Origin of the sequence: Paenarthrobacter sp. CC6, assembly GCF_040560085.1 — a bacterium.
GTDB lineage: Bacteria > Actinomycetota > Actinomycetes > Actinomycetales > Micrococcaceae > Arthrobacter > Arthrobacter nicotinovorans.
This window is the reverse complement of sequence record NZ_JARDAN010000020.1, coordinates 20,148-45,441: the sequence shown is the minus strand read 5'-3', so window position 1 is coordinate 45,441 and position 25,294 is coordinate 20,148. Positions and strand designations below refer to the sequence as shown.

General features: G+C 64.5%; 24 protein-coding genes and 1 tRNA gene. 15 read left to right on the top strand and 10 right to left on the bottom strand.

What is annotated here, in order from left to right; translation table 11 throughout:
• Nucleotides 1–203: 203 nt before the first annotated feature.
• Both PV760_RS17735 and PV760_RS17730 read left to right on the top strand, forming a co-directional pair.
• Nucleotides 204–1,865, top strand: coding sequence for an ABC-F family ATP-binding cassette domain-containing protein (locus PV760_RS17735; RefSeq protein ID WP_354628358.1), 1,662 nt, complete (start codon nucleotides 204–206; stop codon nucleotides 1,863–1,865).
• Nucleotides 1,866–1,868: 3 nt separating this feature from the next.
• Complete coding sequence (locus PV760_RS17730; protein WP_079581233.1) at nucleotides 1,869–3,782, top strand: ABC transporter ATP-binding protein; 1,914 nt, start codon at nucleotides 1,869–1,871, stop codon at nucleotides 3,780–3,782.
• Between the two features lie 2 nt (nucleotides 3,783–3,784).
• On the opposite strand, the gene PV760_RS17725 is transcribed toward PV760_RS17730, so the two are convergent.
• From PV760_RS17725 to PV760_RS17715, 3 genes are all read right to left on the bottom strand, one after another.
• Nucleotides 3,785–4,183: an NUDIX hydrolase gene (locus PV760_RS17725; protein ID WP_039240031.1), complete on the bottom strand. Its 399-nt coding sequence runs from the start codon at nucleotides 4,181–4,183 to the stop codon at nucleotides 3,785–3,787.
• The gene (locus tag PV760_RS17720) at nucleotides 4,180–4,638 is read right to left on the bottom strand and encodes a DUF6314 family protein (protein ID WP_354628357.1); all 459 of its coding nucleotides are present in this window, start codon (nucleotides 4,636–4,638) and stop codon (nucleotides 4,180–4,182) included. Before PV760_RS17720 ends, PV760_RS17725 begins: the two co-directional genes overlap by 4 nt.
• A gap of 1 nt (nucleotide 4,639) precedes the next feature.
• Nucleotides 4,640–4,712, bottom strand: a tRNA-Arg gene (locus PV760_RS17715).
• Nucleotides 4,713–4,820: 108 nt separating this feature from the next.
• Here PV760_RS17715 and PV760_RS17710 point away from each other — a divergent pair.
• On the top strand, nucleotides 4,821–5,651 hold the full coding sequence (locus tag PV760_RS17710; protein ID WP_354628356.1) for a DUF998 domain-containing protein: 831 nt from the start codon (nucleotides 4,821–4,823) through the stop codon (nucleotides 5,649–5,651).
• Here PV760_RS17710 and PV760_RS17705 read toward each other — a convergent pair.
• The 4 genes from PV760_RS17705 to PV760_RS17690 all read right to left on the bottom strand — a co-directional run bounded on the left by PV760_RS17705 (nucleotide 5,594) and on the right by PV760_RS17690 (nucleotide 9,039).
• Nucleotides 5,594–6,016, bottom strand: coding sequence for a hypothetical protein (locus tag PV760_RS17705; protein WP_354628355.1), 423 nt, complete (start codon nucleotides 6,014–6,016; stop codon nucleotides 5,594–5,596). The two genes, PV760_RS17710 and PV760_RS17705, sit on opposite strands and share 58 nt — an antisense overlap.
• Nucleotides 6,013–7,467, bottom strand: coding sequence for a PGAP1-like alpha/beta domain-containing protein (locus PV760_RS17700; RefSeq protein ID WP_354628354.1), 1,455 nt, complete (start codon nucleotides 7,465–7,467; stop codon nucleotides 6,013–6,015). Before PV760_RS17700 ends, PV760_RS17705 begins: the two co-directional genes overlap by 4 nt.
• Complete coding sequence (locus PV760_RS17695; protein ID WP_354628353.1) at nucleotides 7,464–8,279, bottom strand: hypothetical protein; 816 nt, start codon at nucleotides 8,277–8,279, stop codon at nucleotides 7,464–7,466. The genes PV760_RS17700 and PV760_RS17695 overlap by 4 nt, the downstream gene beginning before the upstream one ends.
• 139 nt (nucleotides 8,280–8,418) lie before the next feature.
• The gene (locus tag PV760_RS17690; RefSeq protein WP_018779597.1) at nucleotides 8,419–9,039 is read right to left on the bottom strand and encodes a hypothetical protein; all 621 of its coding nucleotides are present in this window, start codon (nucleotides 9,037–9,039) and stop codon (nucleotides 8,419–8,421) included.
• 33 nt (nucleotides 9,040–9,072) lie between these two features.
• On the opposite strand from PV760_RS17690, the gene PV760_RS17685 reads away from it, so the two are divergent.
• From PV760_RS17685 to wsfD, 8 genes are all read left to right on the top strand, one after another.
• Entirely contained in the window at nucleotides 9,073–9,927 is an 855-nt protein-coding gene (locus PV760_RS17685; protein ID WP_354628352.1) for an inositol monophosphatase family protein, read from the top strand.
• A 126-nt stretch (nucleotides 9,928–10,053) separates the two neighbouring features.
• Nucleotides 10,054–10,479: a hypothetical protein gene (locus PV760_RS17680; RefSeq protein WP_018779599.1), complete on the top strand. Its 426-nt coding sequence runs from the start codon at nucleotides 10,054–10,056 to the stop codon at nucleotides 10,477–10,479.
• A 171-nt stretch (nucleotides 10,480–10,650) separates the two neighbouring features.
• Nucleotides 10,651–11,940 (top strand): PVV-CTERM domain-containing choice-of-anchor G protein, encoded by a 1,290-nt coding sequence (locus PV760_RS17675; protein ID WP_018779600.1) that lies wholly within the window; start codon nucleotides 10,651–10,653, stop codon nucleotides 11,938–11,940.
• A 39-nt stretch (nucleotides 11,941–11,979) separates the two neighbouring features.
• Nucleotides 11,980–12,162 (top strand): hypothetical protein, encoded by a 183-nt coding sequence (locus PV760_RS17670; protein WP_018779601.1) that lies wholly within the window; start codon nucleotides 11,980–11,982, stop codon nucleotides 12,160–12,162.
• An 88-nt stretch (nucleotides 12,163–12,250) separates the two neighbouring features.
• Nucleotides 12,251–13,612 carry an XrtP-associated glycosyltransferase gene (locus tag PV760_RS17665; protein ID WP_064723368.1) on the top strand — a complete coding sequence of 454 codons (1,362 nt, stop codon included), beginning with the start codon at nucleotides 12,251–12,253 and terminating at the stop codon, nucleotides 13,610–13,612.
• 5 nt (nucleotides 13,613–13,617) lie between these two features.
• A complete protein-coding gene (gene xrtS / locus PV760_RS17660; RefSeq protein WP_156524827.1) occupies nucleotides 13,618–14,211 on the top strand; it encodes an exosortase S in 594 nt (197 codons plus the stop codon).
• Nucleotides 14,198–15,079 (top strand): septum formation family protein, encoded by an 882-nt coding sequence (locus PV760_RS17655; protein WP_354628350.1) that lies wholly within the window; start codon nucleotides 14,198–14,200, stop codon nucleotides 15,077–15,079. The genes xrtS and PV760_RS17655 overlap by 14 nt, the downstream gene beginning before the upstream one ends.
• Entirely contained in the window at nucleotides 15,072–16,799 is a 1,728-nt protein-coding gene (gene wsfD, locus PV760_RS17650) for a glycan biosynthesis hexose transferase WsfD (RefSeq protein ID WP_354628349.1), read from the top strand. Before PV760_RS17655 ends, wsfD begins: the two co-directional genes overlap by 8 nt.
• On the opposite strand, the gene PV760_RS17645 is transcribed toward wsfD, so the two are convergent.
• From PV760_RS17645 to PV760_RS17635, 3 genes are read right to left on the bottom strand one after another with little or no spacing between them, the layout of a single operon-like run.
• Entirely contained in the window at nucleotides 16,773–17,414 is a 642-nt protein-coding gene (locus tag PV760_RS17645; RefSeq protein ID WP_193590992.1) for a LuxR C-terminal-related transcriptional regulator, read from the bottom strand. The two genes, wsfD and PV760_RS17645, sit on opposite strands and share 27 nt — an antisense overlap.
• Complete coding sequence (locus tag PV760_RS17640; protein WP_064723363.1) at nucleotides 17,408–18,556, bottom strand: hypothetical protein; 1,149 nt, start codon at nucleotides 18,554–18,556, stop codon at nucleotides 17,408–17,410. Before PV760_RS17640 ends, PV760_RS17645 begins: the two co-directional genes overlap by 7 nt.
• Entirely contained in the window at nucleotides 18,553–19,782 is a 1,230-nt protein-coding gene (locus PV760_RS17635; RefSeq protein ID WP_354628348.1) for a sensor histidine kinase, read from the bottom strand. The genes PV760_RS17640 and PV760_RS17635 overlap by 4 nt, the downstream gene beginning before the upstream one ends.
• Nucleotides 19,783–19,870: 88 nt before the next feature.
• Between PV760_RS17635 and PV760_RS17630 the strand changes: the two genes are divergently transcribed.
• From PV760_RS17630 to sucC, 4 genes are all read left to right on the top strand, one after another.
• Nucleotides 19,871–20,524, top strand: coding sequence for a response regulator transcription factor (locus PV760_RS17630; RefSeq protein ID WP_018779609.1), 654 nt, complete (start codon nucleotides 19,871–19,873; stop codon nucleotides 20,522–20,524).
• Between the two features lie 76 nt (nucleotides 20,525–20,600).
• Nucleotides 20,601–23,135, top strand: a complete 2,535-nt coding sequence (gene pcrA, locus PV760_RS17625) for a DNA helicase PcrA (RefSeq protein WP_354628347.1) — start codon at nucleotides 20,601–20,603, stop codon at nucleotides 23,133–23,135.
• A gap of 23 nt (nucleotides 23,136–23,158) precedes the next feature.
• Nucleotides 23,159–23,848 (top strand): hypothetical protein, encoded by a 690-nt coding sequence (locus PV760_RS17620; protein WP_354628346.1) that lies wholly within the window; start codon nucleotides 23,159–23,161, stop codon nucleotides 23,846–23,848.
• A 264-nt stretch (nucleotides 23,849–24,112) separates the two neighbouring features.
• Nucleotides 24,113–25,282, top strand: coding sequence for an ADP-forming succinate--CoA ligase subunit beta (sucC, locus tag PV760_RS17615; RefSeq protein WP_039240049.1), 1,170 nt, complete (start codon nucleotides 24,113–24,115; stop codon nucleotides 25,280–25,282).
• Nucleotides 25,283–25,294: the final 12 nt, after the last annotated feature.

The following is a 25,294-nucleotide window of genomic DNA, read 5'->3' as shown; positions in this document are numbered from 1 at the left end:
CTCTCTGTGATGTGGGGCGCGGCAAACCGGCAAATTGCGGTAAGTGGGAGTACAGATCGATTTTACGCCGACGCCACATTGAATTATGCTTGATGATTGAACCCGCTGGTCCGTACACCCCCCAAGTCCGGACCAGCGGGTTTTTCCATGCCCGCGGGAATCGGGGCCTGATGATCTGCGTTTCCTTGCTGGAGGATAGACAAATGACTGCAACCTTGGTGGCCAAGGAACTGGCCGGTGGGCATGGCCACCGCACACTCTTTTCCAAGCTGTCCCTCACGGTGGCGCCCGGCGACGTGGTGGGCGTAGTGGGAGCCAACGGCGCCGGAAAATCAACGCTGCTCCGTATCCTGGCGGGCGTCGACCAGCCGCAGGAAGGCAGCCTCAGCCTTGCACCCTCGGATGCGTTCGTGGGTTGGCTGCCGCAGGAACACGAGCGCACCGAAGGCGAAACCATCGCCGGCTACATCGCCCGACGCACCGGTTGCGCGCAAGCCACCACCGAGATGGAATCCACTGCCGAAGCCCTCGGCTCAGGTGCCGCAGGAGCCGACGACGCCTACTCCCTTGCCTTCGACCGCTGGATGGCCTCCGGCGCGGCAGACCTGGAAGACCGCATTCCCGCCGTTCTGGCCGATCTCGGGCTGGAGGTTGGCACCGAGGCACTGATGACCGGCCTTTCCGGTGGCCAGGCCGCCCGCGTGGCTCTGGCGGCGCTGCTGCTGAGCCGCTTCGATGTAGTGCTCCTGGACGAACCCACCAATGACCTGGACCTCGACGGGCTGGCACGCCTTGAAGCCTTCGTCCAGGGCCTGCGCGGCGGAGTGGTGCTGGTTTCCCACGACCGCGAATTCCTGGCCCGCTGCGTCACCACAGTGGTGGAGTTGGACCTGGCCCAGAACTCGGTAGCTGTCTACGACGGCGGCTACGAAGCCTTCCTCGAAGAGCGCGCGGTGGCCAAACGCCATGCCCGGGAGCGCTACGAGGAGTTCGCCAACACCAAAGCGGACCTCGTTTCCCGCTCGCGCACCCAGCGGGAGTGGAGCTCCCAAGGTGTCCGCAACGCCATGAAGAAGAACCCGGACAACGACAAGATCCGCCGGGCCGCCAGCGTCGAATCGTCGGAGAAGCAGGCGCAGAAGGTCCGCCAGATGGAGTCCCGCATTGCCCGGCTCACTGAGGTGGACGAGCCCCGCAAGGAGTGGCAGCTGCAGTTCAGCATCGGCCAGGCACCCCGCTCAAGTGCCGTCGTCGCGACCTTGCGTGACGTCGTCGTGCGCCAGGGCGACTTCACGCTGGGACCGGTGAACCTCCAGCTCAACGGTGGGGAGCGGATCGGCATCACGGGTCCGAACGGCGCCGGCAAGTCCACCTTGTTGCGCCTGCTGCTGGGGACGCAACAACCCGACGACGGCGTTGCCTCCATGGGCGCGTCCGTCGCCATCGGCGAAATCGACCAGGCACGCGGATTGCTCGACGGCGGGCAGCCGCTCGGCGACGCAGTGGAAGCCGTGCTCGTGGACTGGAACAGCGCAGACGTCCGCACCCTCCTGGCCAAATTCGGGCTCAAAGCGGACCACACCTCACGCACTGTGGACTCGTTGTCCCCGGGGGAGCGGACCCGGGCTGCGCTCGCATTGCTGCAGGCCCGCGGCGTGAACCTGCTGGTGCTGGACGAGCCCACCAACCATCTGGACCTTCCGGCGATCGAACAGCTTGAAGAAGCGCTGGAGAGCTACGACGGTGCGCTCCTGCTGGTCACCCACGACCGCCGGCTGCTGGAAAACGTCCGTCTCGATTCGCGGTGGCACCTGGACAACGGACAAGTCCGGGAACTCCACCACACCCCAAGCCAGGAGAAGTAACCCATGAGCATGGACCGCGTGGCCTGGAGCTCGCTGTACAACATCACCACTGCCAAGAGCGGCTCCAAGCCGTTCTCCAAGGAAACCCTCAAACGGGTCCTCGCCTTCGCTGCCCCTCACAAGGGGAAGCTGATTGCGTTCGTCATAGCTTCCATCGCGGGCGCCTTCCTGGCAGTGGCCACCCCGGTGCTTGCCGGACAAGTGGTGGATGCGATCATCGCGAACGCAGGCGTAGGAACGGTCATCTGGCTGGCCGTCCTCATTGCGATCGTTGCGGTGGGTGAGGCCGGAGTGGGCCTGCTGACGCGCTGGTTGTCGTCGATCATTGGTGAAGGCGTCATCGTGGACCTGCGCACGCGGGTGTTCGACCACGTGCAGCGCATGCCCATCGCGTTCTTCACCCGGACACGGACCGGCGCTTTGGTGAGCCGGTTGAACAATGACGTCATCGGGGCACAGTCCGCCTTCGCCGGCACGTTGTCCGGTGTGGTCAGCAACGTAGTGGCCCTGGCGTTGACCCTCGCCGTGATGCTCAATACTTCCTGGCTGGTGACGGTGCTCGCCATGGTGCTGCTGCCGATCTTCCTCATCCCCGCGCGGCGCATGGGCTCCAAACTGGCAGATCTTCGCCGTGAGGCTGCAGCCCACAACGCCGCCATGGGCACGCAGATGACGGAGCGTTTCTCGGCGCCCGGTGCCACGCTGGTGAAACTGTTCGGCCGCCCGGACGAGGAATCGCGTGAATTTGCCGACCGGGCTGGACGGGTGCGGGATATCGGCATCCGCACCGCCATGCTGCAGTTCACCTTCGTCACCGCCCTGACCCTGGTCTCGGCGTTGGCACTGGCCCTCGTGTACGGCCTGGGCGGTTGGTTGGCCCTCAGCGGCCAGCTGGCACCGGGCGATGTGGTGGTCCTGGCGCTCCTGCTCACCAGGCTTTACGCGCCGCTGACCGCGCTGTCCAACGCGCGGGTGGAAATCATGAGCGCACTGGTCAGCTTTGAACGGGTCTTCGAAATCCTGGACCTGAAGCCGCTCATCACCGAAAAGCCGCATGCCATTGAGGTCGCTCCGGGCCCTGTCGCGGTGGAATTTGATGACGTCCGCTTCTCCTACCCCTCAGCAGACAAAGTTTCCCTGGCCTCCCTGGAGGAGGTATCCACGCTGGACACCCGCGGCGGAGAGGAAGTGCTGCACGGGGTGAGCTTCCGGGTGGAACCGGGCCAGACAGTGGCCCTGGTGGGTTCCTCGGGTGCCGGCAAGTCCACCATCGCCCAGCTGCTGTCCCGCTTGTACGACGTCGACTCCGGAGCAGTGCGCCTGGGCGGGAACGGGCCCCGGACGGGTGCCGATGTGCGGGACATCAGTTTCGATTCCCTGCGCGACACGCTGGGCATGGTGACCCAGGACGGCCACCTGTTCCACGAAACCATCGCCTCCAACCTGCGCCTGGCACGGCCGGATGCTACCGAGGACGACATGTGGGATGTGCTCAGGCGCGCCCGCCTGGAACCGATGATCCGTTCCCTGCCCGATGGCCTGGAGACAGTGGTGGGGGAGCGTGGCTACCGGCTCTCCGGCGGCGAGCGCCAACGCCTTACCATCGCACGTTTGCTCATCAAGCAGCCGCGCGTGGTGATTCTGGATGAGGCGACGGCGGCGCTGGACTCCACCAACGAAGCCGCCGTGCAGGCGGCCCTGGGTGAGGCGCTCGAGGGACGTACCGCCGTCGTGATTGCGCACCGCTTGTCCACCATCCGCGCCGCTGACGCGATCCTGGTGGTTGAGGACGGCAGGATCGTGGAGCGTGGCACGCATACCGAGCTGCTGGCGGCGGACGGGCGCTACGCCGAGCTGTACCAGACCCAGTTCGCGGAGGCCACGGCAGTGGCGCAGGAAGCTGTCCCGGAGCTCTAGCGCTACTTGAGGGCCGGAAGGACGTGGTCCGTGAGCAGCGGCGCCAGGTCCGCCGGCAGGGGTGCTGAGAGGTCCAGCCAGCGGATTTCCGCGATCTCGGCGGAGGGGTGCGCGTCCCAGGTTCCGGGCGCCGTGAAGACGGTGGCTTCGATGTTCGTGGCGGCTTCGTTGGCGGCTACGGCGAGCCAGACACCCAGGGGTTCCAGCTGCTCCGGTGATACCTCGATGCCGACTTCCTCGGACAGTTCCCGGGCAGCGGCCTGGGCGGCCGTTTCACCCGGTTCGGGTTTGCCGCCGGGGTGCATGAATTTGTCCGTGCCGCGCTTGCGGACGGTCAACAGCTGCCCTTCGTTGTTGTAGACGCACACGGCGCTGACCACGATCAGGTCCGTTGTTGTCATTCATGCCTCCTGGCGTCGATGCGGACCAGATGCGATTCCAGCAGCAAGTCCTTGGCGGGCCCTGTGACGTCCCAGGTGAAACTGAACGAATCCGGGCCGTTGTAGGTGTAGTTGACCTGATAGTCGTCGGGATCGCACCAGTGCTTGTCCTGGTGGCCCTCTTCGGAGAATCCCATGACGTGGAAAGGCCTGCCGTCGGGGAAGGACACATCCATGGAGTCCGGTGCGGCGCCGGGTGTCAGGACGTATTCACGGAAGGCGGGGCCGGTGTGGGTGGGCCAGTGCATGGTGCCGTCTTCGCGGTAGTCCAGGCCGCCGTCGGGGTTCGGTCTGTAATACACGACGCCGGTGAAGGTTCCGCGGGCGCCGGAGGCGCGGTCCAGGAGGTTACGCTCCACACTCCAGCTGCCGGCCAGGTAGGCCCGCAAGTCCTGGATGCGCTGCTGGTGCTTCAAGTGCCCTCGATTGGAATCGAACCAACGACACCGGCTTTAGGAGAGCCGTGCTCTATCCACTGAGCTACGAGGGCCTGTGTGTCCATGGCTCGGAATCCCACTGCTGGAGCTCAAGGGCCCGGACACGACTACAAGCATACAAGCTGCCGGGGCGATGCCCGAACACAGCTAGGCTGGCCACCATGAACGGGCGTGCAACGGCGTCGGCACCGGCGGGATGGTTCCTTCCGGATGTCCGCAGCATCAGGGCAAATATTGGGGGATGGGCGCAACTGAGCGTCGTCCAGTACTTCGTGGCCGAGGCTGCTGTGATCGAGGCTTGGGCCGGTCCGGAGCCCTACAGCAGGGCCACGGGCTTCATCAGCGACCTGGGCGCTGTTTCCTGCGGACTGTATGAGGACCGGCCAGTCTGTTCGCCCTTGCATTGGCTGATGAATGCCTCTTTCGTGGTCCAGGGGCTGGCGTTGGTCCTCGGGGCAATCCTCCTGACGGCCGGGCTCCTGTGCGTCGCGGCGAGGCCGGAAGTCCGGGCCAGGCGTTTCCGGGCGACGCAGGAGGGTGAAACGCCCATCCGCGTGCTGGCCGTGCCCTGGATCATGGCGGTCGCCATCCGGATCCTGACGGGCGTTGCGGGGGTGGGCACGGTGATTGTGGGACTGGTACCCGAAGACCTGGGCTCGCCGTGGCATCTTGCAGGGGCCCTCATGTTCTTCATTGGGGGAGGGTTCGCCTTGCTCCTGCTGGCCGTATTGTGGTTCAGGCAAACCCCCGTCAGTTGGTTCCTCGGAATCTGCGGGATTCTCTGCCTTGGGGCGCTGGTCATTGGCGGCATCACCGCCATGGATGTACCCCGGCCCGGAACTCTGGAACGCTTCATGGGGTATCCGGTCACTATCGGCCTGGCCACTGCAGGCCTTGTTATTGCCCAGCGGGTACGAACGGAACGAAAAAGCGCTCAGGGCCGATTGAGGAAGTACTCGCGGAAGTCCACGAGTGAAGTCCCTCCCGCGTAGCCGAGGTCGCCAGCACTCACCGAAACCGAGTCGTCGGGTGAAAAGATACTGACCGAGAAGGATCCCGAGTCCAAGTCCGTGGTCTTCTCCAGCATGGCCGGAAGGGCCTCTTCCAGGGCCTGTGCAAGCGCGGCGTGCTCGGAGCCGGTTCCTGTGAGCTTGGCGGTGATGAAGTTGCCGGACGTATTCATGTTCACGTGGACCTGGGCGTCCTTTACTCCCGGCACGGACGCAGCAGCGTCCTGCATGTCCTTGCCGAGCCGCTCGGCCTTGGACGGGCCACCCACACCGCAAGCCGTGATGCCCAGAATCAGCATCATGATGATCAGGGCCGGCACCGGCTTGGGAAGTTTCTTCAAGGTCACTGCTTTCGGGAGATGTTGGACACGGTTGAGGACACCTGGCCGGCATCGCTTGTGAGGAACTGCTGGGTGGATTCCTTTTGACTGTACTGGGCGATGGGACCCCCGGCTTCCTGCTGCGCTACCGAGTCAACGTAACGGTAGGAGTCGTGGTAACTGATACCGGCGAACCCCGGGTCGATGTCCGGATTGGGCAGCGTCACCACCAGGGCGTTGTTGTCCCGGCTCGTGGTGATGCTGCCGCCGGGAAGCAAAGTGGCATCCGCCAGGTCCACCTGCGGGACGGGGTCACCGGCGTGCTGAAGGGCCAGGACGTCGATGGATGCCGGGATGGGTGCCGAATCCACCGGCGATCCGTACGTGACAACGTTGGTGACGTTGAACCTGTCGGTGAAGCTGCTGTCGGATGCCAAGGCCGTGGCGATCATGCCGCCCTGCGAATGACCTGACAGCATCACCGGTGCGTCCTGGGGAATGCCGGCTTTCTCCATGGCGATGCGGACCGCTTGGGCGGCAGTGGACAGGTTCCCACCGGCAAGTTCAAGGTTCCCGGTGAGATCGGTGGGGTTGGCCGCGCCGTCCGGCATCCACCGGGTGGTCCCTGGAATGCTGATGATGTAGGCAGGGGGACTGCCCGGCTTGTCGACTGTGGTGATCCGGATCCCGGTATCTTCCGTGCCCGCGATTCCTGCGTCGGCGTAGGCTGCGTCGGTGGCGGCCAGGACGGAGCTGATGGTTGACGGCACGGGCGTGACCGGCCTGCCGTTCACGTCGGCGGTTCCGGGTTTGCCAACGGTCAGGGGGATGGGCTCTCCGGCCACCGGCCTTCCGTCATCCATCAAATGCGGATTGTGGAAGCCGAAACTCGTCACCGTCGCGGCTGTGTTCAGTGTCGCCGCTACGAACAGCACCCCGTTGGACACCAGCTGGGTGATCGACGGTGGCTCGCCCGAGGTCAGCCACCCCCAGCCCATGTTCACGAAGTCGCCCAGCCGCGAGGCACGGTTTTCCTCGGCATCCATGAGGTTCCCCACAGGGAGGGGAGCCAGGTCCTGGGCAAGGTTCCACATGGTGGACGCAGTGCCTGCCAACAGGCTGGTGACTTTTCCGCTGGCATCCCACAGGTCCTCAGCCTCCCCGGCGGCGGCGTCCAGGAGCCGGTCAAGGACGGATGGATTCCCGGAGCCGGCCGCGGTGGTACTGGCGGCCATTTGCTCGTCGACGTTGCGTTGCACGGCACTGGAAGCGGCGGCGAGGGCATGCCCTGCCGCGATGAGCTGACTGCGGTAGGCCATCCACTCCTGCGTGAAGCGCTTCCCGTCATCGCCGTGCCAGTCCACACCGGTGATCAAGGGAGTGAGGTTGCCGCTCAGGTCCAGCAGGCGTTGGCTGCTGCGGGCAAACTCTTTGCTGAGGCGTCGCCCGCCCTCCACATCCATTCCGTAAAGGCTCATGAGCGCACGCTCCGACCGGCAGCGCTGCCAAGGTATTCCTTTGCTCCCAGGAGGGACCAGGCGAATTCGAGCCCGGGGTCCGTGGATGGAACGGCGGTCAGGGTGGGCGCGGGGTTCTGTCCTGGCCCGGTTTCCACGGAGTTCAGCTGGTCAACGGAGTTCAGCTGGTCAACGGAGTACAGCTGGTCCGCGACGGCCCAAACGCGCCGGCTGGTATAGGGGCGGGAACCTGGCGCCGGAGTGCCTGGAACATCAAGGTGGCCTGACACGTCAAGGTGGATGGTGCAGCTGGTGTTGGCCGCTACCGCCTGCGGCGTCGCTTCCGGCAAGGGCTCCAGCTGATGGAGCCGGGGAAAATGGCGGCTGAGGGCAGCCCACGCATTTTCCTCCTGGAAGAAGGAAACCTCGACGGCGTTGCGGACTTCCGTCACCACCACACCGTTTGGCTGGTGGCTTATACGGCGTCGATAGGAGACGGCGACGCCCCGCCCTCCTGCCAGGCCGGCCCTGCTGTGGATGGACTGGTCTTGGAACTGCACCACCGTGGTGGCCGTCAGGGGTGCCGATACAGCGAGGGTAACCGCCAGTATCCATTGCGGTGACAAGGTGCCCTGCGCATCGAGGATGCCGGCACGGCGAAGTTCGTCCCCGGCGTCCTGGTGGTGCGCGTCCGGACGTGGAAAGTACTCCGGATAGGCGGCGGCGTCGGCCTCGCTGCCCGTTGCTTCGGCCGCCCTGCGGACAGTTTCTGCCCAGGCGATTCCGCTGAGCTCAACGATGTTGAGCCTCGCATCGACGTGAATTTCCCCCATTGATCCCCCAAGATCCACTTACTGCGCGCCAGCACTTGGCGGCAAGCGCAACACTATCCGGGCGGGCCGGGACGCGGAATGGGGAGAGCTATCCTCAACGGTTGCTGCGGGGGCGGGGGCGGGGAGGTGGCCCCCCGTTTCAGGACGCGCGCTTCTTTCCCAGGAAGACGGCAACGACGCCACACACGAGGCTCACCAGGAAAAGTACCCAGGAGGCAACGGTGACGGCCGATGCCACGGCGACCGAACCGGCGTCGGGCGTCTCTGCGGCCAGCACCGAATCAATGGCCACGTTCGACCACAAGTGGGCCACGGCAAAAAGCAGGGGAGCGGCCCACATGGCCCAGCGCCAGGACTTCCTCGCCACGTTGGTGCCGATCAGCAGGAGCCAGCTGAAGCCGAAGATCAACGGGAACAGCGTGCCGGCCGTCTTGTGGACGTAGTTGAGCTGGCCGCGTGCCGCGTCATCCATGGCTGCGCGCAGTTGGGCGATGTAGTCCGGGGAGAAACCGCCGATCAGGGAGTCCGGCATTGCCAGCCCGCCGGAAAGCTGGGTCATCTGGTTCAGGGTCAACAGGTGCAGGTACCAGAAGAGGAACAGGCTGGCCACCACGCCGGCAATCACGATCAACCTGGAGTTGTTTTGTGCCTTCTGCGGCGTCCGCGCGGTGGTGCTGTTGATCACGGGAGGCAGTGTGTGGTCGGGAACCACTGCCTTCGCTCCGTGCTTTTTGATCCGCTGAGCTGGTGTCTTGGCCATGTCATTCATTATCCCGCCACCTAAGCTGGATCCATGACCACCGGCAGGCACACCGCAACTGAACTCGATCCTTCACTTGATGACTACCAGTTGGCCAGCGCCCTGGTCCGGGAAGCGGGGCAACTGGCGTTGCTCATGCGGATGGGCGGGTTGCAGGGCGAACGCAAGACGTCCGTCTCGGACGTCGTCACCGCAGCCGACCACGCAGCCGAGGCCTACGTCCTGGAGCAACTGCGCCGTTGCCGGCCGGAGGACGGCATCCTTGGTGAAGAGGGTGCCTCGGTGGCCGGGACCAGCGGACGGACCTGGGTGATCGACCCCGTTGACGGCACCTACAACTTCCTGCACGGCTCTACCTACTGGTGCTCGGCCATTGCCTTGAAGCGTGGCGACACCGCCCACAGTGGCCAGTCCGGCAGCCCGTTGGTGGACCCGTCGGTGTTGCTGGGGGCGATCTACCAGCCCGAACTGGACAAGCTCTGGCTGGGCGGCGAGGACCAGGCGGCGACGCTCAACGGAGAACCCATTTCCGGTTCCGGCGATGTTTCGGTGGCCGGGATTTGCGCAGCCACGTACATCCATCCGACCTGGCTCGCGGATCCGCGCACGGCCATGCCATGGCACGCGGCCGCCATCACCGCCGCCTCCTTGCGGATGTTTGGCTCAGGTTCCTGTGACCTGGGCCGGGTGGCCGATGGCGAACTCGGTTGCTGGTTCCAGCACAGTTGCCCCGAATGGGACTGGCTGCCCGGCAAGGCGATCGTTCGCGCGGCCGGCGGGGACACCGCCGTCGTGAAAGTCAACGGGATGAACTGGTTCGTTGCCGGAAGCCCGACGGCGGTCCGCGAGTTGGGTGCCGCGCTAACCTCGGTTCCGCAGTTCGCCTAGCTGCCGCCAACGTACCCCGCAGGGTATTGCTAAGTAGCCTTAGTAATGGTTTCCTTGTACTGGGACGAATGGTTCGTCCCGCTGCCCAGGTGCTGACCGGTCAGCTGCCGAGCCCCAGGAGACGCCATGCAAGGCATTGGTGGTCCCAGCCTTCCACGGCTGACGCAAGACATGCGGCCCCTTGGCTGCCTGCACTGCGGAACGAACGAAAATGTTGCCATCGAATCCATCGAGTCCCTGCCGCCGCATCCGGGCGAACTGCAGGTCCAGGTCGGGTACGTCTGCCGCAAATGCCAAGGCAACTACCTGCACAGGGCACGGTTCCGTGATGTGGCAGCGGTCCTGAACAAGGTGCGCTCGCTGGAGGGATTGCTCCGCTTCGCAGGAGAGTACTTCCATTGCGGCGAAGCAATGTCCCTGGCAGGCTCCAACGTCAAGAGCATCTACGCGCCCTTGTCGACCGACGAACCCGGCGACGACGCTTCGGCAGTCGACGTCGGCACGAAGTTGCTGCGGTGCCAGTGCGGGTTCCAGCTGGAACTGCCGGACTGACACCAACTCAGTAAATAGAACAGCTATAGAACCAGGACGCGGGTTAACCCCTTCGGGTACCCCCGCGGACCTGGCCCCATTCCCCTTGTTATTTTGCACCGGGGGGCGTTTGCCCCCACGGTCTCAGCTGCAGAACAGCCCTGTCCTGCAGCGTTCGCAAGGGGGAAATACTTGAACAGCAAGAGCAAGCTGTGGCCCACAGCCGTCGGCGTCACCGCCGTATCGGCCTTGGCAATCGGCCTCGTGGCCGCACCAGCCGCAAACGCAGCGCCCACCGACGTCATCTCGGTGGGCAGCGGACAGATCATCGATGGTTCTGTCCTGACACTTCCGAACTTTGCCAACCTGGCATCCAACGGAGCAGCAACTGCCCAGCAGATCGGCACCCCGCCGAGCGGCCCGGCAGTCATTGAGGCCACCGACCCGCTGGATCTCAGCGCAGTCTTCGGCGTCGTCAACGTGGGCGCGGGCAACATCCCGCTGCTCCAGAACAACGGCATCATCCAGGTTGGTGCTGTCAGCCAGTACGGCAAGGCAGTCAACGACGGTTCCTCGGAAGCATTCTCCGGTACCGTGAGCGGCGCTCCCGGTCTGGTGACCCTGCCCGGCGGCCTTCCCACGTCCGGCGATCCTGCCATCCCGGCAGCCCGCGTCAGCCTCGGCACTGCAGCCATCCTCGGTGGCACGGACCTGGTCAACGTCAACCTTCAGGTGGCCACCCTCGCGGCGGCAGCCAAGAAGGACCAGGGTGCAGCCCCCCAGGGTGCCTACTCACTGGCCGGCGTTTCGGCTGAAGTCGGCGGCACTGTCATTGGCGGCGTCGCAGGCACCATCAGCACCGCCATCAACACGGCCAACGCCGTCCTGACCCCCTTGGGCGTCACGGTGGCCAACCCGGTGGCCGGTGGAACCATCTCCATCACCGAGGCAGACCTGCTGGCCGTTGCCGGCGTGCCGGACCTGAACTCCCTGCCGGCCGGAACCGACCTGATCTCGTTCCTGCCGCAGGCTGTTGCCAACAAGCTGACCTCCATCGTCAGCAGCACCCTGGCAACCGCCACGGCCGCCGTTAACGGTCTTGGACCGATCGCCCAGCTCGTCGCAGGACCTGCCCTGTCTGTCCTGACCACCACCCTGAACGGCGTGACCGGAGCAGTTGCTACCAGCGTTGTGGCTCCTTTGAGCACCGCGCTGACCGCCCTCGTTTCGGCCAAGGTCAACGTCCAGGAAACCGCTCCGTCGGGGGCCTTTACCCAGCGCGCCCTGCAGATCGCCGTTGCCGGCGGCTCCATCGCCACCGTCAACCTGGCCAACGCAACCGTCGGACCCAACCTTGACGCAGCGGCGATCCCGCTGGTCAACGCCGACACCATGGCCATCAGCGGTGGCGTGGCCCTCCTGGCTCTGCTCACCTGGTTGTTCGTCCGCTCACGCCGCCGCACCGCGGTAGCCGCTGTCTGATCGCCCCGGCGATCACGCACGGCGAAAGGAGAACAGTCAATGTACGGCAATAACTGGACCGCAGGCGGTACCGCCGCCGGCGGTACCACGCTCGCTGTCACGGGAGCCCCAACCCTTGGTTGGGTCATCCTCGTGGGGGTAGCCCTGCTGATTACCGGTTTTGTAGTCCTGCGAAACAGCAGGCTCAAAGCCGCAAAGCGGGGAGCACATCCCAACTCGTAATACCATCGGCGGGGCGGCTCTTTCCGGGCCGTCCCGCCATCCCCATTTTTCCCGGGCCTTTCCGGCCTCGCCCAAGCATCGGAAGTAAATGTCGGTACTCGAATCCGCACAGGCGCTGGCTTTTGTGCTCCTGGTGGTTTTTCTGTCGTACATCCTGGTGATTCTGGTGCCCTTCCTCCGGCGCAAACCCGATCCCGAGGGCGATCCCGACTCTTTCTCGTGGCATGTGTTCATTCCGTGCCGCGATGAAGAAGTGGTGATCGGCGAAACCCTGGGATTGCTCCGCAGGCAATTCCCGCAGGCCCACGTATGGGTTGTCGATGACGACAGCGACGACGCCACCGCCGACATCGTGGACGCGGCCTCTGAGCGCGACGCCATGATCCACCTCGTTCGCCGTCGCCGGCCACTGGCCCGCACCGGCAAGGGAGATGCGCTTAACGCGGCCTACCGCACTTTGGACGGTTGGCTGCCCGCCGACGTCGACCGGTCGTCGGTGATTGTCCTGGTGGTCGACGCCGATGGCCACCTGGCTGACAATGCGTTCCGTCAGGCGGCTGGTCCCCTGGCGTTCGGTGACCCGGAAGTCGGCGCCGCCCAAACCGCCGTCTGGATGTCCAACCTGCAGGACCCGGCCCTCGAAGGCGGCACCGGGATGCAGCGTCTCAGGAAGTCCTTCGGACGGTACCTGGTCCTGATGCAGGACATGGAGTTCCGCACCACCATCGCGGCCATGCAGTCCCTTCGGCGGCACACCCTGACGGTCGGCCTGGGCGGCAACGGCCAGTTCACGCGGTTGTCCGCCCTGGATGTCATCGCCAGGACGTCCGGCCAGCCATGGCACGGGGCGCTCCTTGAAGATTACGAACTCGCGATCCACATCATGCTGGGTGGTTACAAGACCGTCTACATGCATGACACCCACGTAGCCCAGGAAGCACTCCCTGACCTCCGCAGGCTCCTCACGCAACGCACGCGGTGGTGCCACGGCGGCATGCAGTGCAGCGTCTACCTCAAGCGGATCTTCGAATCGCCCTACTTCAGCAACGTCGGCGCGATCGAATCCAGCTACTTCCTGGTCCAGCCTTTCATCCAGATTCTCGGCTTGGTCCTGTGGCCAACGCTGTTTATCACCATGGTGGCACAGGGCTCATTGACCATGGGCAGCTTTGGCGCCTGGATCAGTGCGGCATGGTTCATCATTCCCCTGATCTTCGCAACAGGCGTGCTGCCGTTCGCGCTGTGGGGCCTGGTGTACCGGAAGCAGGTCACGCCGGAGAAGAACTTCATGCTCGGTGTCCTCTGGGGCTTCGGCTACTGGCTCTACATGTACCAGAATTACGTCACGGTGCTCAGGGCAACCTACCGCCTCATCACAGGACGGCAGGGGTGGGCCAAGACCCGCCGCAACCAGGAGACAGACGTCAAACTCCTAGCGAAGGAAGCCTAGTGGCCATGAGCGCCGAAGCCGGCAACATCAGCGTCCCCACCGGACCCCGTGCGATCCCCGTACGGAAGGCCCGTGGCGGGGGCCTCATCGGGCTGGTCTTCATCGCTGCCGCGGCCGCGGCCATGCTGCAGCAGGAGCACATCAGGGCAGCCGAAGCCTGGCTCATGTCCGCCATTTTCGACGGCGTCCTCGGCGGGGCTTCCTACAGCGTGGGCGACATCATTTTCCACAATGTGGGCGGGGGCCAGCCCTTCGCCCTCCAAGTCACCGGGCTGTGCTCCAGCGCCGTCCTCCTCACGCCGATCGCAGGCCTCGCCGGGATTCTTTTCCTAATGGGACGCATCCCCGTCTCCCGGCTCATGCCCGCGGCCCTCATCGCACTCCTCATAGTCTGCATCAGCAACGCAACCCGCTATTTCATGATCGCAGCGGCGCAACAGAGCTGGGGGCAGCAGGGATTCGATGTCATGCACCACTTCCTGGGTTCCTTCGTGGTGATTTTCGGCTTCGTCGCGGCCATCATCGTGCTGGTTCGGGCCGCCGTCGTCCGCAAAAACCGTGCAGCGACCCGCAGCAAGGGCCGGCGTGCGTCCTCGTAGTCTGTTCCGGGCGTCGGCCGTCATGGCCGCGGTGATGATAACGGCAGCCTTGGCCGCCTGTGATGAAGGAAAACCCGGGGTGGACACGGCGAGTCCGGAAACAGGACTCTGCCATGCCGTGGTGTCCCCGGAAGAATTCGATGCCAGCAGCGAAGCCAGCCCGCCTGTTTCCTGCACCGAACGCCACACCACCCAGACTTTCCTGGTCACGACGATGCCCGAACCCCTGGCCCGCCAGGAGTCACGTCCCAACCAGCAGCAGCTCAAGGCTGCCGGCAAACGACTGTGCACCAGCGAGGACCTGCGTACTTATCTCTCCGCGTCCGACAGGGACGGGACCTTCGGACTGGCGGTCACCAGTTACTTCCCTGACAGGGACGCCTGGGCTGCCGGCAGCCGGGCGGTTCGTTGCGACGTAGCGGTCACGGACCAAGACGGCACCCCGCAGGAAACCGGCCTTGACCTCAAGGATGCTTTGGCGGGACCACACTCGGCAGCAGTACGGCTCTGCTACCGGCAGGAATACAAGGACGGCGTTCTTTCCGACGACGGAACCGATGTCCCGTGTTCGGAGCCCCATACCGCGGAAGACATCAGCGCATGGATCGCCCAGGACGCGTCACTGGCAACACCCGTGGCGCGTGAAGCGCGTTGCCTTCCCTATGCGCTCGAATTCCTCGGCACGGAAAAACTGCCGGCAGGCGTCACAGTCCATCCCATCATCCGGACGGTGGGCACTGCCCGGACCGTCCGCTGCGCCGTGGCCTCCGCCCGGCAGGCAGTACCGGGTGAAGCTCCGGAATTGGTGACCGGAACCCTGGCTCCCGTGCGCGTGCCTGTCACCGGGGGAGCAGTAAACAATGGCTGATCAAGGATCCGGGAGCGCCACGCAGCTCCGTGAACGTGGCGGGAAAGCGCAGAGAACGTTCACCCCTGCCCCTGTGCGCGGACGCAAGGGCACCAAGGCCCGTCCGCTCGGCAGCCTGGGACGATACTTTGCGAGGACCTTCGGTCCCGGTACCTTGACGCTGGGACCAGTCCACGGCGCGGCCCTGATCGCGGGGCTGGTTGCGGCCGCCCTCATGATGGTCCGGCTGTTCATTCCGGAACCTGTGGGGATGGGGGACCAGGGCGAGGGGCATGGTCTGCTGTGCTCCCTGGGGGTCATGAACCAACGGCCCTGGGATTACGCGGGGTTCACGAAGTACATCCACCCTTCCTGGGTCCCGCACCAGTTCTACGGTGAAGGCTGCGGCGCCAACGGCACAGGGGAGCCGTACTACTCTTCCCAGCTGCTGTTCCTGTGGTTGGGGAAACTGCTGACACCCCTCCTGGGCTGGGGACCGGGGCTGGACACCCGTGCCGTTGGAATCGTCTGCTGTGTGGTCTTCGGATTGCTGATCGCGGCCCTGATCAACGTGCTGCCTGGCCGGACCTGGTTCCGTATCCTCATCGCCGCGCTGGTCACCGGGGTGATGGCAGACGGCGTCTTCGCTGACTTCTTCGTCTCGCCCTACAGCGAACCCGCGGCCTTCCTTGGCATTCTTGCCGTGTCCGTTGCGCTGCTCCACTACTGGAACGGCAGCGGTCCGCGGTGGCTGGCTTTGCTGCTGGTCGTCTTCGCGACGGTCTTTACCGTTGCGGCAAAAACACAAACTGTCTCGTGGCTGCCCGTTATTGCCCTGGCGCTGCTCTGGGTGCCGTGGCGGCGGGGTGCAGCGGACGGTGAGGCGGCCGTCGTCGTGCCTCCGTCCGACGGTAAACCGGCCGACGGTGCGCTCGGCAGGGGTCGACATTGGCGCGCGCTATTGCTGCCCGCGACGGCGGTGCTGCTCATCGTTGCGTTTTCGGTGGCATTCATCAACGTCCAACCCAAGCGCTTCTCGGAAGTGAACCTTTACAACGCCGTCTTTGTGGAGCTTCTTCCGTACAGCCCAACCCCTGAGGCAGACCTCGAATGGTTGGGGCTGGACCCAAGTTTCATCAACTCCATGGACACTACGGTGGCCTCCACACGTTCGGCTGTTTACAACCCGCTGTACTCCCAGTTCCAGGAGAAGATCAGCCTGGGCACGATCGCCGGTTTTTACGCCACGCATCCGGAACGGCTCATCACCATGGGCGAACGCGGAGTGACTGCCATGCTGACTCCGGAACTGGGCTATGTTGGCTCGTACCTTGAGGGTTCCGATCATGGCCCTTATGAAAAGGAACGGCGTTTTCCCGTGGTGTTGGGCTTGTTCAGCGCCGTAAAAGCTGCTCCGGTGGCCTTCGTCGGGATGCAGTTGGTGACGCTGCTGCTGGGCCTGGCCGTGGCTTTCCGGAAGCGGAGTGCCGTGGGAAGGCTGGCGGTCATCATGGTGCTGGGATGCTGGTTCCAGTTCTGGGCCGTCATGCTCAATGGCGGCCAGGCCGAAATTTACAAGCAGATGATCATTGCGGGCTACATGGCGGCTTTGTGCGGGCCATTGCTGGTGGCCCTGATCAGCATCCTGGCTTCGGAGCCGGGGAAGGTGCCGGCGCGAAAGCGCAGGGGCCGGCGGGCCAAGGCACAGCAAGGGTCAGCTGATCCAGCCATCGTTGCTTAACTGCTTGCGGAGGCTGATGACATTGCCGAGCTTGATGCCGGCCGTGGCGTAGCGCTGCCGGATCCGGTGAAGGTGCGCCTTGACTGTTTGCTCGCTGATTCCCATGGCATCCGCAACGCCACGAACGGACATGGCGTCACTGCCGAGGTACAGCTCGGCAAGACGCTGTTCCCGGGGTGAAAGTGTGATGCGCAGCGGTGTGCTGCTGTCATGACCGGCCAGGACGTCAGGATGCAGATATTCCTGTCCGGATGCGGCGGCGCGGAGGGCGAGTTCCGTGTGCCGGGGGCCGGCTGCCTTGGGCACATAACCCAAGGCACCGGCGGAGCGGACCGCGCCCGCGTCCCAGCGGTCCAGGGCGGTGGCAAGGACTACCACCCGCAATCCGGCCCGCACCAGCTGTTGAACTGCCGGGACCAGTTTTTCCCGGCGATCGAGGGTACCCAGGACAGCCACCGTCACCGAAAGGCCGGCCAAGGCCTCCTGCTGGAGTTGCGTGGGAACGGTAGTGAAGCCCGCCGCGACCACCAGGTCCGGGGCGTTGCGGCGCAACCACGCATCCAAGGTATCGATCATCAATTGGTGCTGGTCCACCACCATCAGGCGCGTCACCATGGCTTGGGTGCCTTGATGGGGACAATGATGCTGGCTCCTCCGGGGTCCGTGTGAACGCGTGGCGAACCCAGGGCTTCCACCTCGCTCCACAACGCGGGGGTGCAGCGGTTCGGATTGAGTCCGGTCACACGCCAGGTAATCAGCAAATGATCGTTCACATGCGGCTCCACATAGACATGTACCCTTCCGGGCAAACTGCTGCCTTGGCGCGGCCCGTCCGGCACCGGCTTCAGCAGCAGCATGGTGACCGCGAGGAGTGCCGGGCGCTGTGCCTGCGGGATACGTTGAAGGAGGTCCGGCTGGGCCGTCACAGTGGCCGTGGAGTCCAGGCCGGCCAGCACCAAGGACTCCGACAACCAGTCGCTGCCCTGTGCCACCATCAACTGGGCACGCAACCGCGAGGCGAGCCACTGGGCTTCCTCCGCCAGGCCCGGCGTCAGCGGGTGGCTTTCGCTCCGGGCTGCCCTCGCAAACAGCTCCTGGATCTGATGGTGTGTGGCTGACAGCTCCTCGGTGTGGGCCGAACTGCGGGTATCAGCCTGCCTGGTCAGGGCAGTCATGGCCTGGGCGGAATGCCGGGCGAGCTGTTCCTCCATGCGGCTCCGGATTCCCACGACGAACAAAGCGCCCAAAAGCCCCGGGATCAGCGTGATGAAGAAAATCAGCAGGCCCTCGCCGGACCCGAATCTCGGAGTGGTGGCGTAGTAGAAGCTGCTCAGGACCGAGTTGGCGGCCGACAGGAGCATGAAACCCATCAGGTCCCACCGCATGCAGACAAGGAAGACCAAAGCCGACCCCAGCATGACGTTGAAGGCGAGGGCCAGGTAGCCCGAGCCCAGCGTCACCACTTGGGCCGTCATCACGCCCGAAATAATGGACGTGGCCAGCCAGGCCAGGCGCACATAGGGAAGATGCCTGCGGGGCGTTGCCGGCGCAGACGCCAGGAAAGCCGCGCAGCAGCCAATGAGGTCGAGGGCCACGGCAGCAAACCTTGAGCGATCAAGGCTGCTCCCGTCGAAGGACACCATCTGCGTCATGGCCGAGAATATCCAGAGCGTCAGACTGATGCTCACCAGGATGCCCCGGGACAGGAAAAGGGGACCGGCAGTGGCCACGTGTACATCCGGAAGGAATCGGTTCATGCCGCCTCGACCTCAAGGACAACAGTGGTTCCACGCCCTGGTGTCGACAACAGCCTGGCGTTCCCGCCGACCTGTGCCATTCGCTCAATGATCGAATGCCTCACCCCGAAGCTCTCCGCCGGGAGGGACCCGGGGTCGAATCCGCGGCCCGCATCGCTGACGAGGACCGACACCACAGGACCTGTGCGCGAAATGAGCACATCCACGTGATCGCTCCCGGCATGCCGGGCCGCATTGACCATGCATTCCCCGGCAGCATCAGCAACCGCCCGCAAGGTATCCGGCGGCAGGGTTCCGCCCTCGCCGAAAACGTCCACGGTGAAGCCGTTCCGGCTCTGTTCGCGGGCCCGCTCTTTCAGCAACGACGCCACGTCAGCGGCTGTGGAAGACTCGACGACGGCCAGCCCGCCTTCGCTGCCAAGGGCCGCGCGCCGGCCGTCCAGCGTGGTGGCTTCCGCCGGGGTGCCGGGGCTCCGGTGACCTGACCCGACGCCGTCGTACTCCCCAGCGGCGAACATGCTGCGGAAGTCCTCCGGAGCCAACCCGGCGCCGCCCCGGGCCAAGTGGGTCAGCCCCCGCAGCACGGTGTCGTGAAGCAAGCGGGCGTCATGGGCGGCTGCACTGGTCCGGTCACGGACGACCGCCTGGGCAGCAAGGGATTCCGCCTTCACAGCTTGGTCGCGCAGGAAAATATCCAGGGCCCTGGGCGCTGAGTGACGGATGGCGAGCATGATGAGCCAGAATCCCACAAGAATCGAGAAGGTGATGGGACCGAGGCGATGCAGGATTGATGTCGCGATGGTATGCCCAAATACCAGGACGGCCAGCAGCGCCGTATAGACCGACGACTGCCAAGAAGCTCGCAAGGACAAGGCCACCGTGGAGCTGGCACCGATCAGCAGGCTGTGCGCCAGGAGCAGCGAGTCCGAATCCTGGCGGTAGCTGACTCCAGCCAGGAGTTCGGACAGGGCGATCAGGCCCACGACGATCATCAGCCGAAGGGGCCAGAAATCGGTCCGCAGCATCGTAGCGAAGCACATCACCAGCATCATCACGAGCACCCACGCCAAGGCCCGGTGCCACAGGGGTCCGCCCATGATCGGAAACAGGTATAGCCAGGAGGCCGCCACGAAAACGAAGCTCATTACCGTCCCGGATCTGGCCAGCAGGTCCGAGCGCTCCAACGCGGGCCGGCAGGTTGCCAGCCGCCTTATCCATGCCCCCATGAATGTCTCCCCAAAAACCGTCATCGGAATATGATGACCACTTAGCCAGCATCATATGCGGGGAGGACCGATTTAAGTGCGATACCCGGTGTCCCAACCCACGATCGAAGTGGACATCGTGGAGGACCACGCCGTCCTGCTCGAAGGGCTTTCCCAGTGGCTCCAGGACAACACCACGGGCATCCGTGTGGTTGGCCGGTTCGCCTCCTGGGCCGAAGCCGCAGCAAGCCTGGGTGCCCTGTCCGACGTCGTTATCCTGGACGTTCTCCTGGGTGACCAGGTCCCGCTGCGCGCCAAGATCCAGGCCATCCTTTCCTCCGGCCCGCAGGTTGTGGTGTGCAGTTCAGTCCTTGACCCTGCCGTAATGCGCCAGGCCATGGCGGCCGGCGCCATGGCGTACATCCCCAAGACAGCCTCCGCGAGTGTGGTGGAAACCGCGCTCCGGCGCGCAGCGCAAGGACTGCAACACATCACCCCTGAAGTGGCCGCAGCCATGGATGCCGGCCGGGGGGAACCGCAATTGTCCGCCAGGGAGCACCAAGTGGTCTCCGTCTACCTCGGAGGAGAGGCCGGAACCATGGCGGAGACAGCCCAACTGCTGGGTATCTCCGTGGATGGTGTGAAGAAACACCTGGCATCAGTGCGCCGGAAGTTCCAGGACGGTCCGGAGCCCCTGACGAGGCTGGGACTCCGGGAGCGGCTCACTGCCGGCGGATGGCTGCTGGAGGACCCGCGGCAGTAGATTCCGGTGGTTGGCCCCGGGGCCGTGGACGTCCCGCCCTATAGTGTCGGGGGCACCGCCTAGACTGGTAGGCACCATGGATATGTTGTTTGACCCCTACGCAGACGGACCCTTCAAAGCAGGCACCAAAGCCGCAGTCAAGGCTGCCCCGGAGCTATCACGCCCAGGTGGTGGTGCGCCGGGTCCCCGTCTTCAGGAGGGCGGCGGCGGCCAGTTGGACGCTCCTGCCTCAGGGGGATGGGGCAACCCGGGCACGTCCGGGCTCCCCTCTGCCGATGCCCTGCTCCAAGGGCTCAACCCGCAGCAGGAAGAGGCAGTCAAGCACGCCGGAAGTCCGCTGCTCATCGTTGCAGGCGCAGGTTCGGGCAAAACGCGCGTGCTCAGTAACCGCATCGCCTACCTCATCGCCACCAAACGGGCACACCACGGCGAAATCCTGGCCATTACCTTCACCAACAAGGCAGCAGCCGAGATGCGGGAGCGCATTGAAGCGTTGGTGGGTGCGCGGGCCAAGGGCATGTGGATCTCCACCTTCCACTCCTCCTGTGTCCGTATCCTGCGGCGAGAGGCCGCCAACGTGGGCCTGAACTCGAACTTCTCCATCTACGACTCCGCCGACTCGCTGCGCCTCATCACCCTGGTGGCCAAGAACCTGGACCTCGATCCCAAGAAGTTCGCGCCCAAGGCCATCCAGCTCAAGATCTCGGCCCTCAAGAACGAGCTCATCGACGCCGACTCCTACTCCTCCGCGGCGAATCACAACGACCCCTTCGAAACCGCCGTGGCTGATGTCTTCAAGGGCTACACGCAACGCCTGCGCCAGGCCAACGCCATGGATTTCGACGACCTCATCGCAGAGACCGTCTACATGTTCCGGGCTTTCCCTGCGCTCGCGGAGTCCTACCGGCGGCGCTTCCGGCACGTCCTGGTGGACGAGTACCAGGACACCAACCACGCACAGTACGCTCTGGTCAGGGAGATCGTGGGCCTGGGCACTGACACGGAGGTCCAACCCAGCGAACTGACCGTGGTGGGTGATTCGGACCAGTCCATCTACGCCTTCCGCGGTGCGGACATCCGCAACATCGTGGAGTTCGAAGCCGACTATCCGAACGCGCGCACCATCAAGCTGGAGCAGAACTACCGTTCCACGCAGAACATCCTCAGCGCAGCAAACTCCGTCATCTCCCGCAACCCCAACCGCCAGGAAAAGCGGTTGTGGACGGCCGAAGGCGATGGCGAGAAGATCATCGGTTACGTGGGCGAGAACGAGCACGACGAAGCCCAGTTCATTGCCAAGGAAATCGACCGCCTGCAGGACGAGGAAGGCCTGCGTCCCGGAGACGTTGCCATCTTCTACCGGACCAACGCGCAGTCGCGCTCCATTGAAGACGTCCTGGTCCGCGTGGGCCTGCCGTACAAGGTTGTCGGCGGCACCCGCTTCTACGAGCGCAAGGAAATCAAGGACGCCCTGGCGTACCTGCGCGTCCTGGTGAACCCGGACGACGACGTCAACCTCCGCCGCGTGCTCAACGAACCCAAACGAGGGATCGGCGACCGTGCCGAGGGTGCCGTCGCCGCCCTTGCCGAGCGCGAGCGGACATCCTTCATGGCTGCGGCGCGTCGGGCGGACCAGGCGCCGGGCATGGCCACGCGTTCGGTCAACGCTGTCCTCGGCTTCGTGAAGCTCCTGGACGACCTCGCGGAAGTCGCCTCCGGATCCGGCGCGGCTGCAGCCCTCGAGGCAGTCCTGGAACAGACCGGCTACCTCGCCGGACTGCGCGCCAGTTCCGACCCGCAGGACGAATCGCGGGTAGAGAACCTTGCCGAACTTGTAGCCGTCGTCCGTGAGTACGAAAGGGACAACCCGGAGGGTTCACTGGGCGAGTTCCTGGAACAGGTGTCCCTGGTGGCTGATGCCGACCAGATTCCGGACGCTCCCGGCGCGGACATCGATGCTGCGGTGGCAGAAGCCAAGCGCATGGGAGTTGTCACGCTGATGACTCTGCACACAGCAAAGGGCCTTGAGTTCCCTGTGGTCTTCCTGACCGGCATGGAGCACGGGATTTTCCCGCACCAACGCTCGGCCACGGACCCCAAGGAACTGGCAGAAGAGCGCCGGCTTGCCTACGTGGGGCTCACCCGGGCACGCCAGCGGCTCTACGTCACGCGCTCGGAGGTCCGCAGCATGTGGGGCCAAAGCCAGTACAACCCGGCCAGCCAGTTCCTCGAAGAGATTCCGTCCGAACTCGTGGAGTGGAAGCGCGAAGGCATGAGCCGGCAGGCGGGCGGATGGGGGAGTGCTCCCATCGGTTCCAACCGTTACGGTGGTTCGTTCTGGGGTGCGGGTACCTCCCGCGGTGTGGCCGCGAGCCCAACCGCAGGGTTCGACGCCGACGTTCCTGCCGCTGTCGCACGCAACAGGGTGCAGCCACAGAAGGAAGTCATTTCCGTAGTGGTGGGGGACAAAGTCAACCACACGAGTTTCGGCAACGGCGTGGTGCTCGGCGTCGAAGGTGCGGGCGACAAGACGGTCGCGAAGGTGAAGTTCGACGTCGGCGAGAAGCGCCTGTTGTTGCGTTATGCGCCGCTGACCAAGCTTGATGCATGAGGCCGCACGGCATAATTGGTGCCATGCGACGCACAGTGTGGGGGATTCTGGCCGCTTTGCTCCTGGTGTTGGTGTCGGGTTGCTCCTTCGCCGCCAAGGACCCGGACTACGTTCCGCCTGCCCCTTTGCCGCCGCTGGAGCAACTGCAGCAGGTACCTGTCTCTGAGCAGACCACTCTGGCTGCGGGCGAGGACGTGACAGCTTTCGTCACCGGGGACCGGAACATCGTGTGCGCCATGACCTCCTCAAGGGGCGGCCACCTCAACCTCCCGTACGAGGCCAACAGCTACTCGGACGCAGCCAACAACAAATTCGCGGTAGTGCCGGTGGCGCACTGCGAACTTGCCGCGTACGCCAAGGCTGAGCTTGACGACATGGCGGACGATTGCGCAGGCACCGGGCTGGGCTACCTTGGCGGAACAGCGCTCCTCACTCCGGACAAGGCCGTCTACGGCTCGTGTCGTTCCGGCGTAACACAAATGGAGTCGGAGTTCGGACCCAAGGGCAGCCGCAACGGTCCCATCTCCAAGCTTCGCGAGCTGGCCGACGGCCAGAACATCGAACGCAACGGCCTGCGGTGTTCTGCCTACAACGGGGGAGTAGCCTGCGGAAACGTCTCCGGGGGCGTGGCGTTCTTCGTCAGCCGTGAGGGTTACCAGTTGGTTTCCGACGGCGGCAAGACGGTCCGCGGGAGCCTGAAGGAAGGCTTCTGATGGGCTTTGCACGGATCCGGAAGAACCCAAAATCCGCGTGATTATGCGGTTTTTCTACATACGATAGAAGTGTAAGGTTACTCACTTAACGGGTACTGTGTAGCTGGCGGGACTCCTCAAAGGGCTAAAGTTCCGAGAGGACCTTACGCAATGTGACCGGCTTCAATCCTGGTTGTTACCGCGTACTCTCCGCAGCTGGCTATCGCGGTCATCGCGGTTCCCGGCTGAACAGAAAACTACTTCGACGTAGAAGGACACTAAACCGTGGACCTGTTTGAATATCAGGCGCGCGATATGTTCGAAGCGCACGGTGTACCCGTGCTCGCCGGCATCGTGGCGCACACTCCTGAAGAAGCGAAGGCAGCTGCCGAGAAGATCGGCGGCGTAACAGTCGTCAAGGCACAGGTTAAGGTTGGTGGCCGCGGCAAGGCCGGCGGCGTCAAGGTTGCCAAGTCTGCCGACGAGGCACTTGAGCACGCCACCAATATCCTGGGCATGGACATCAAGGGCCACACCGTCAACAAGGTGATGATCGCCCAGGGTGCTGACATCGCCGAGGAATTCTACTTCTCGGTCCTCCTGGACCGTGCCAACCGCAACTACCTGGCCATGTGCTCGGTTGAAGGCGGCATGGAAATCGAGCAGCTTGCTGTCGAGCGTCCCGAGGCCCTGGCCAAGATCGCCATCGACCCGGCTGTGGGCATCGACCAGGCCAAGGCTGACGAGATCGTCGCAGCTGCAGGCTTCGCTGAAGAACTGCGCGGCAAGGTCGCCGACGTCATTCTGAAGCTCTGGGATGTCTTCAAGAAGGAAGACGCAACCCTGGTTGAGGTCAACCCGCTGGTCCGCACCGGAGCAGGCGACATCGTTGCCCTCGACGGCAAGGTCTCCCTGGACGAGAACGCCGACTTCCGCCACGTGCACCACGCAACGCTGGAAGACAAGGACGCAGCTGACCCGCTCGAGGCCAAGGCCAAGGCCCAGGACCTCAACTACGTCAAGCTGGACGGCGAAGTAGGCATCATCGGCAACGGCGCCGGTCTTGTGATGTCCACCCTCGACGTCGTTGCTTACGCCGGCGAGAACCACGGCAACGTCAAGCCCGCCAACTTCCTGGACATCGGTGGTGGAGCTTCCGCCGAGGTCATGGCCAACGGCCTGGACGTTATCCTGGGCGACTCCCAGGTCAAGAGCGTGTTCGTGAACGTCTTCGGCGGCATCACTGCGTGTGACGCTGTTGCCAAGGGCATCGTGGGTGCACTGGCCGAGCTCGGGTCTTCCGCGAACAAGCCGCTGGTTGTTCGCCTCGACGGCAACAACGTTGAGGAAGGCCGCCGCATCCTGACCGAGGCCAACCACCCGCTGGTAACCCTGGCCGCCACCATGGACGAGGGCGCCGACAAGGCCGCCGAGCTCGCCAACGCAGCTAAGTAAAGGGACGCGACA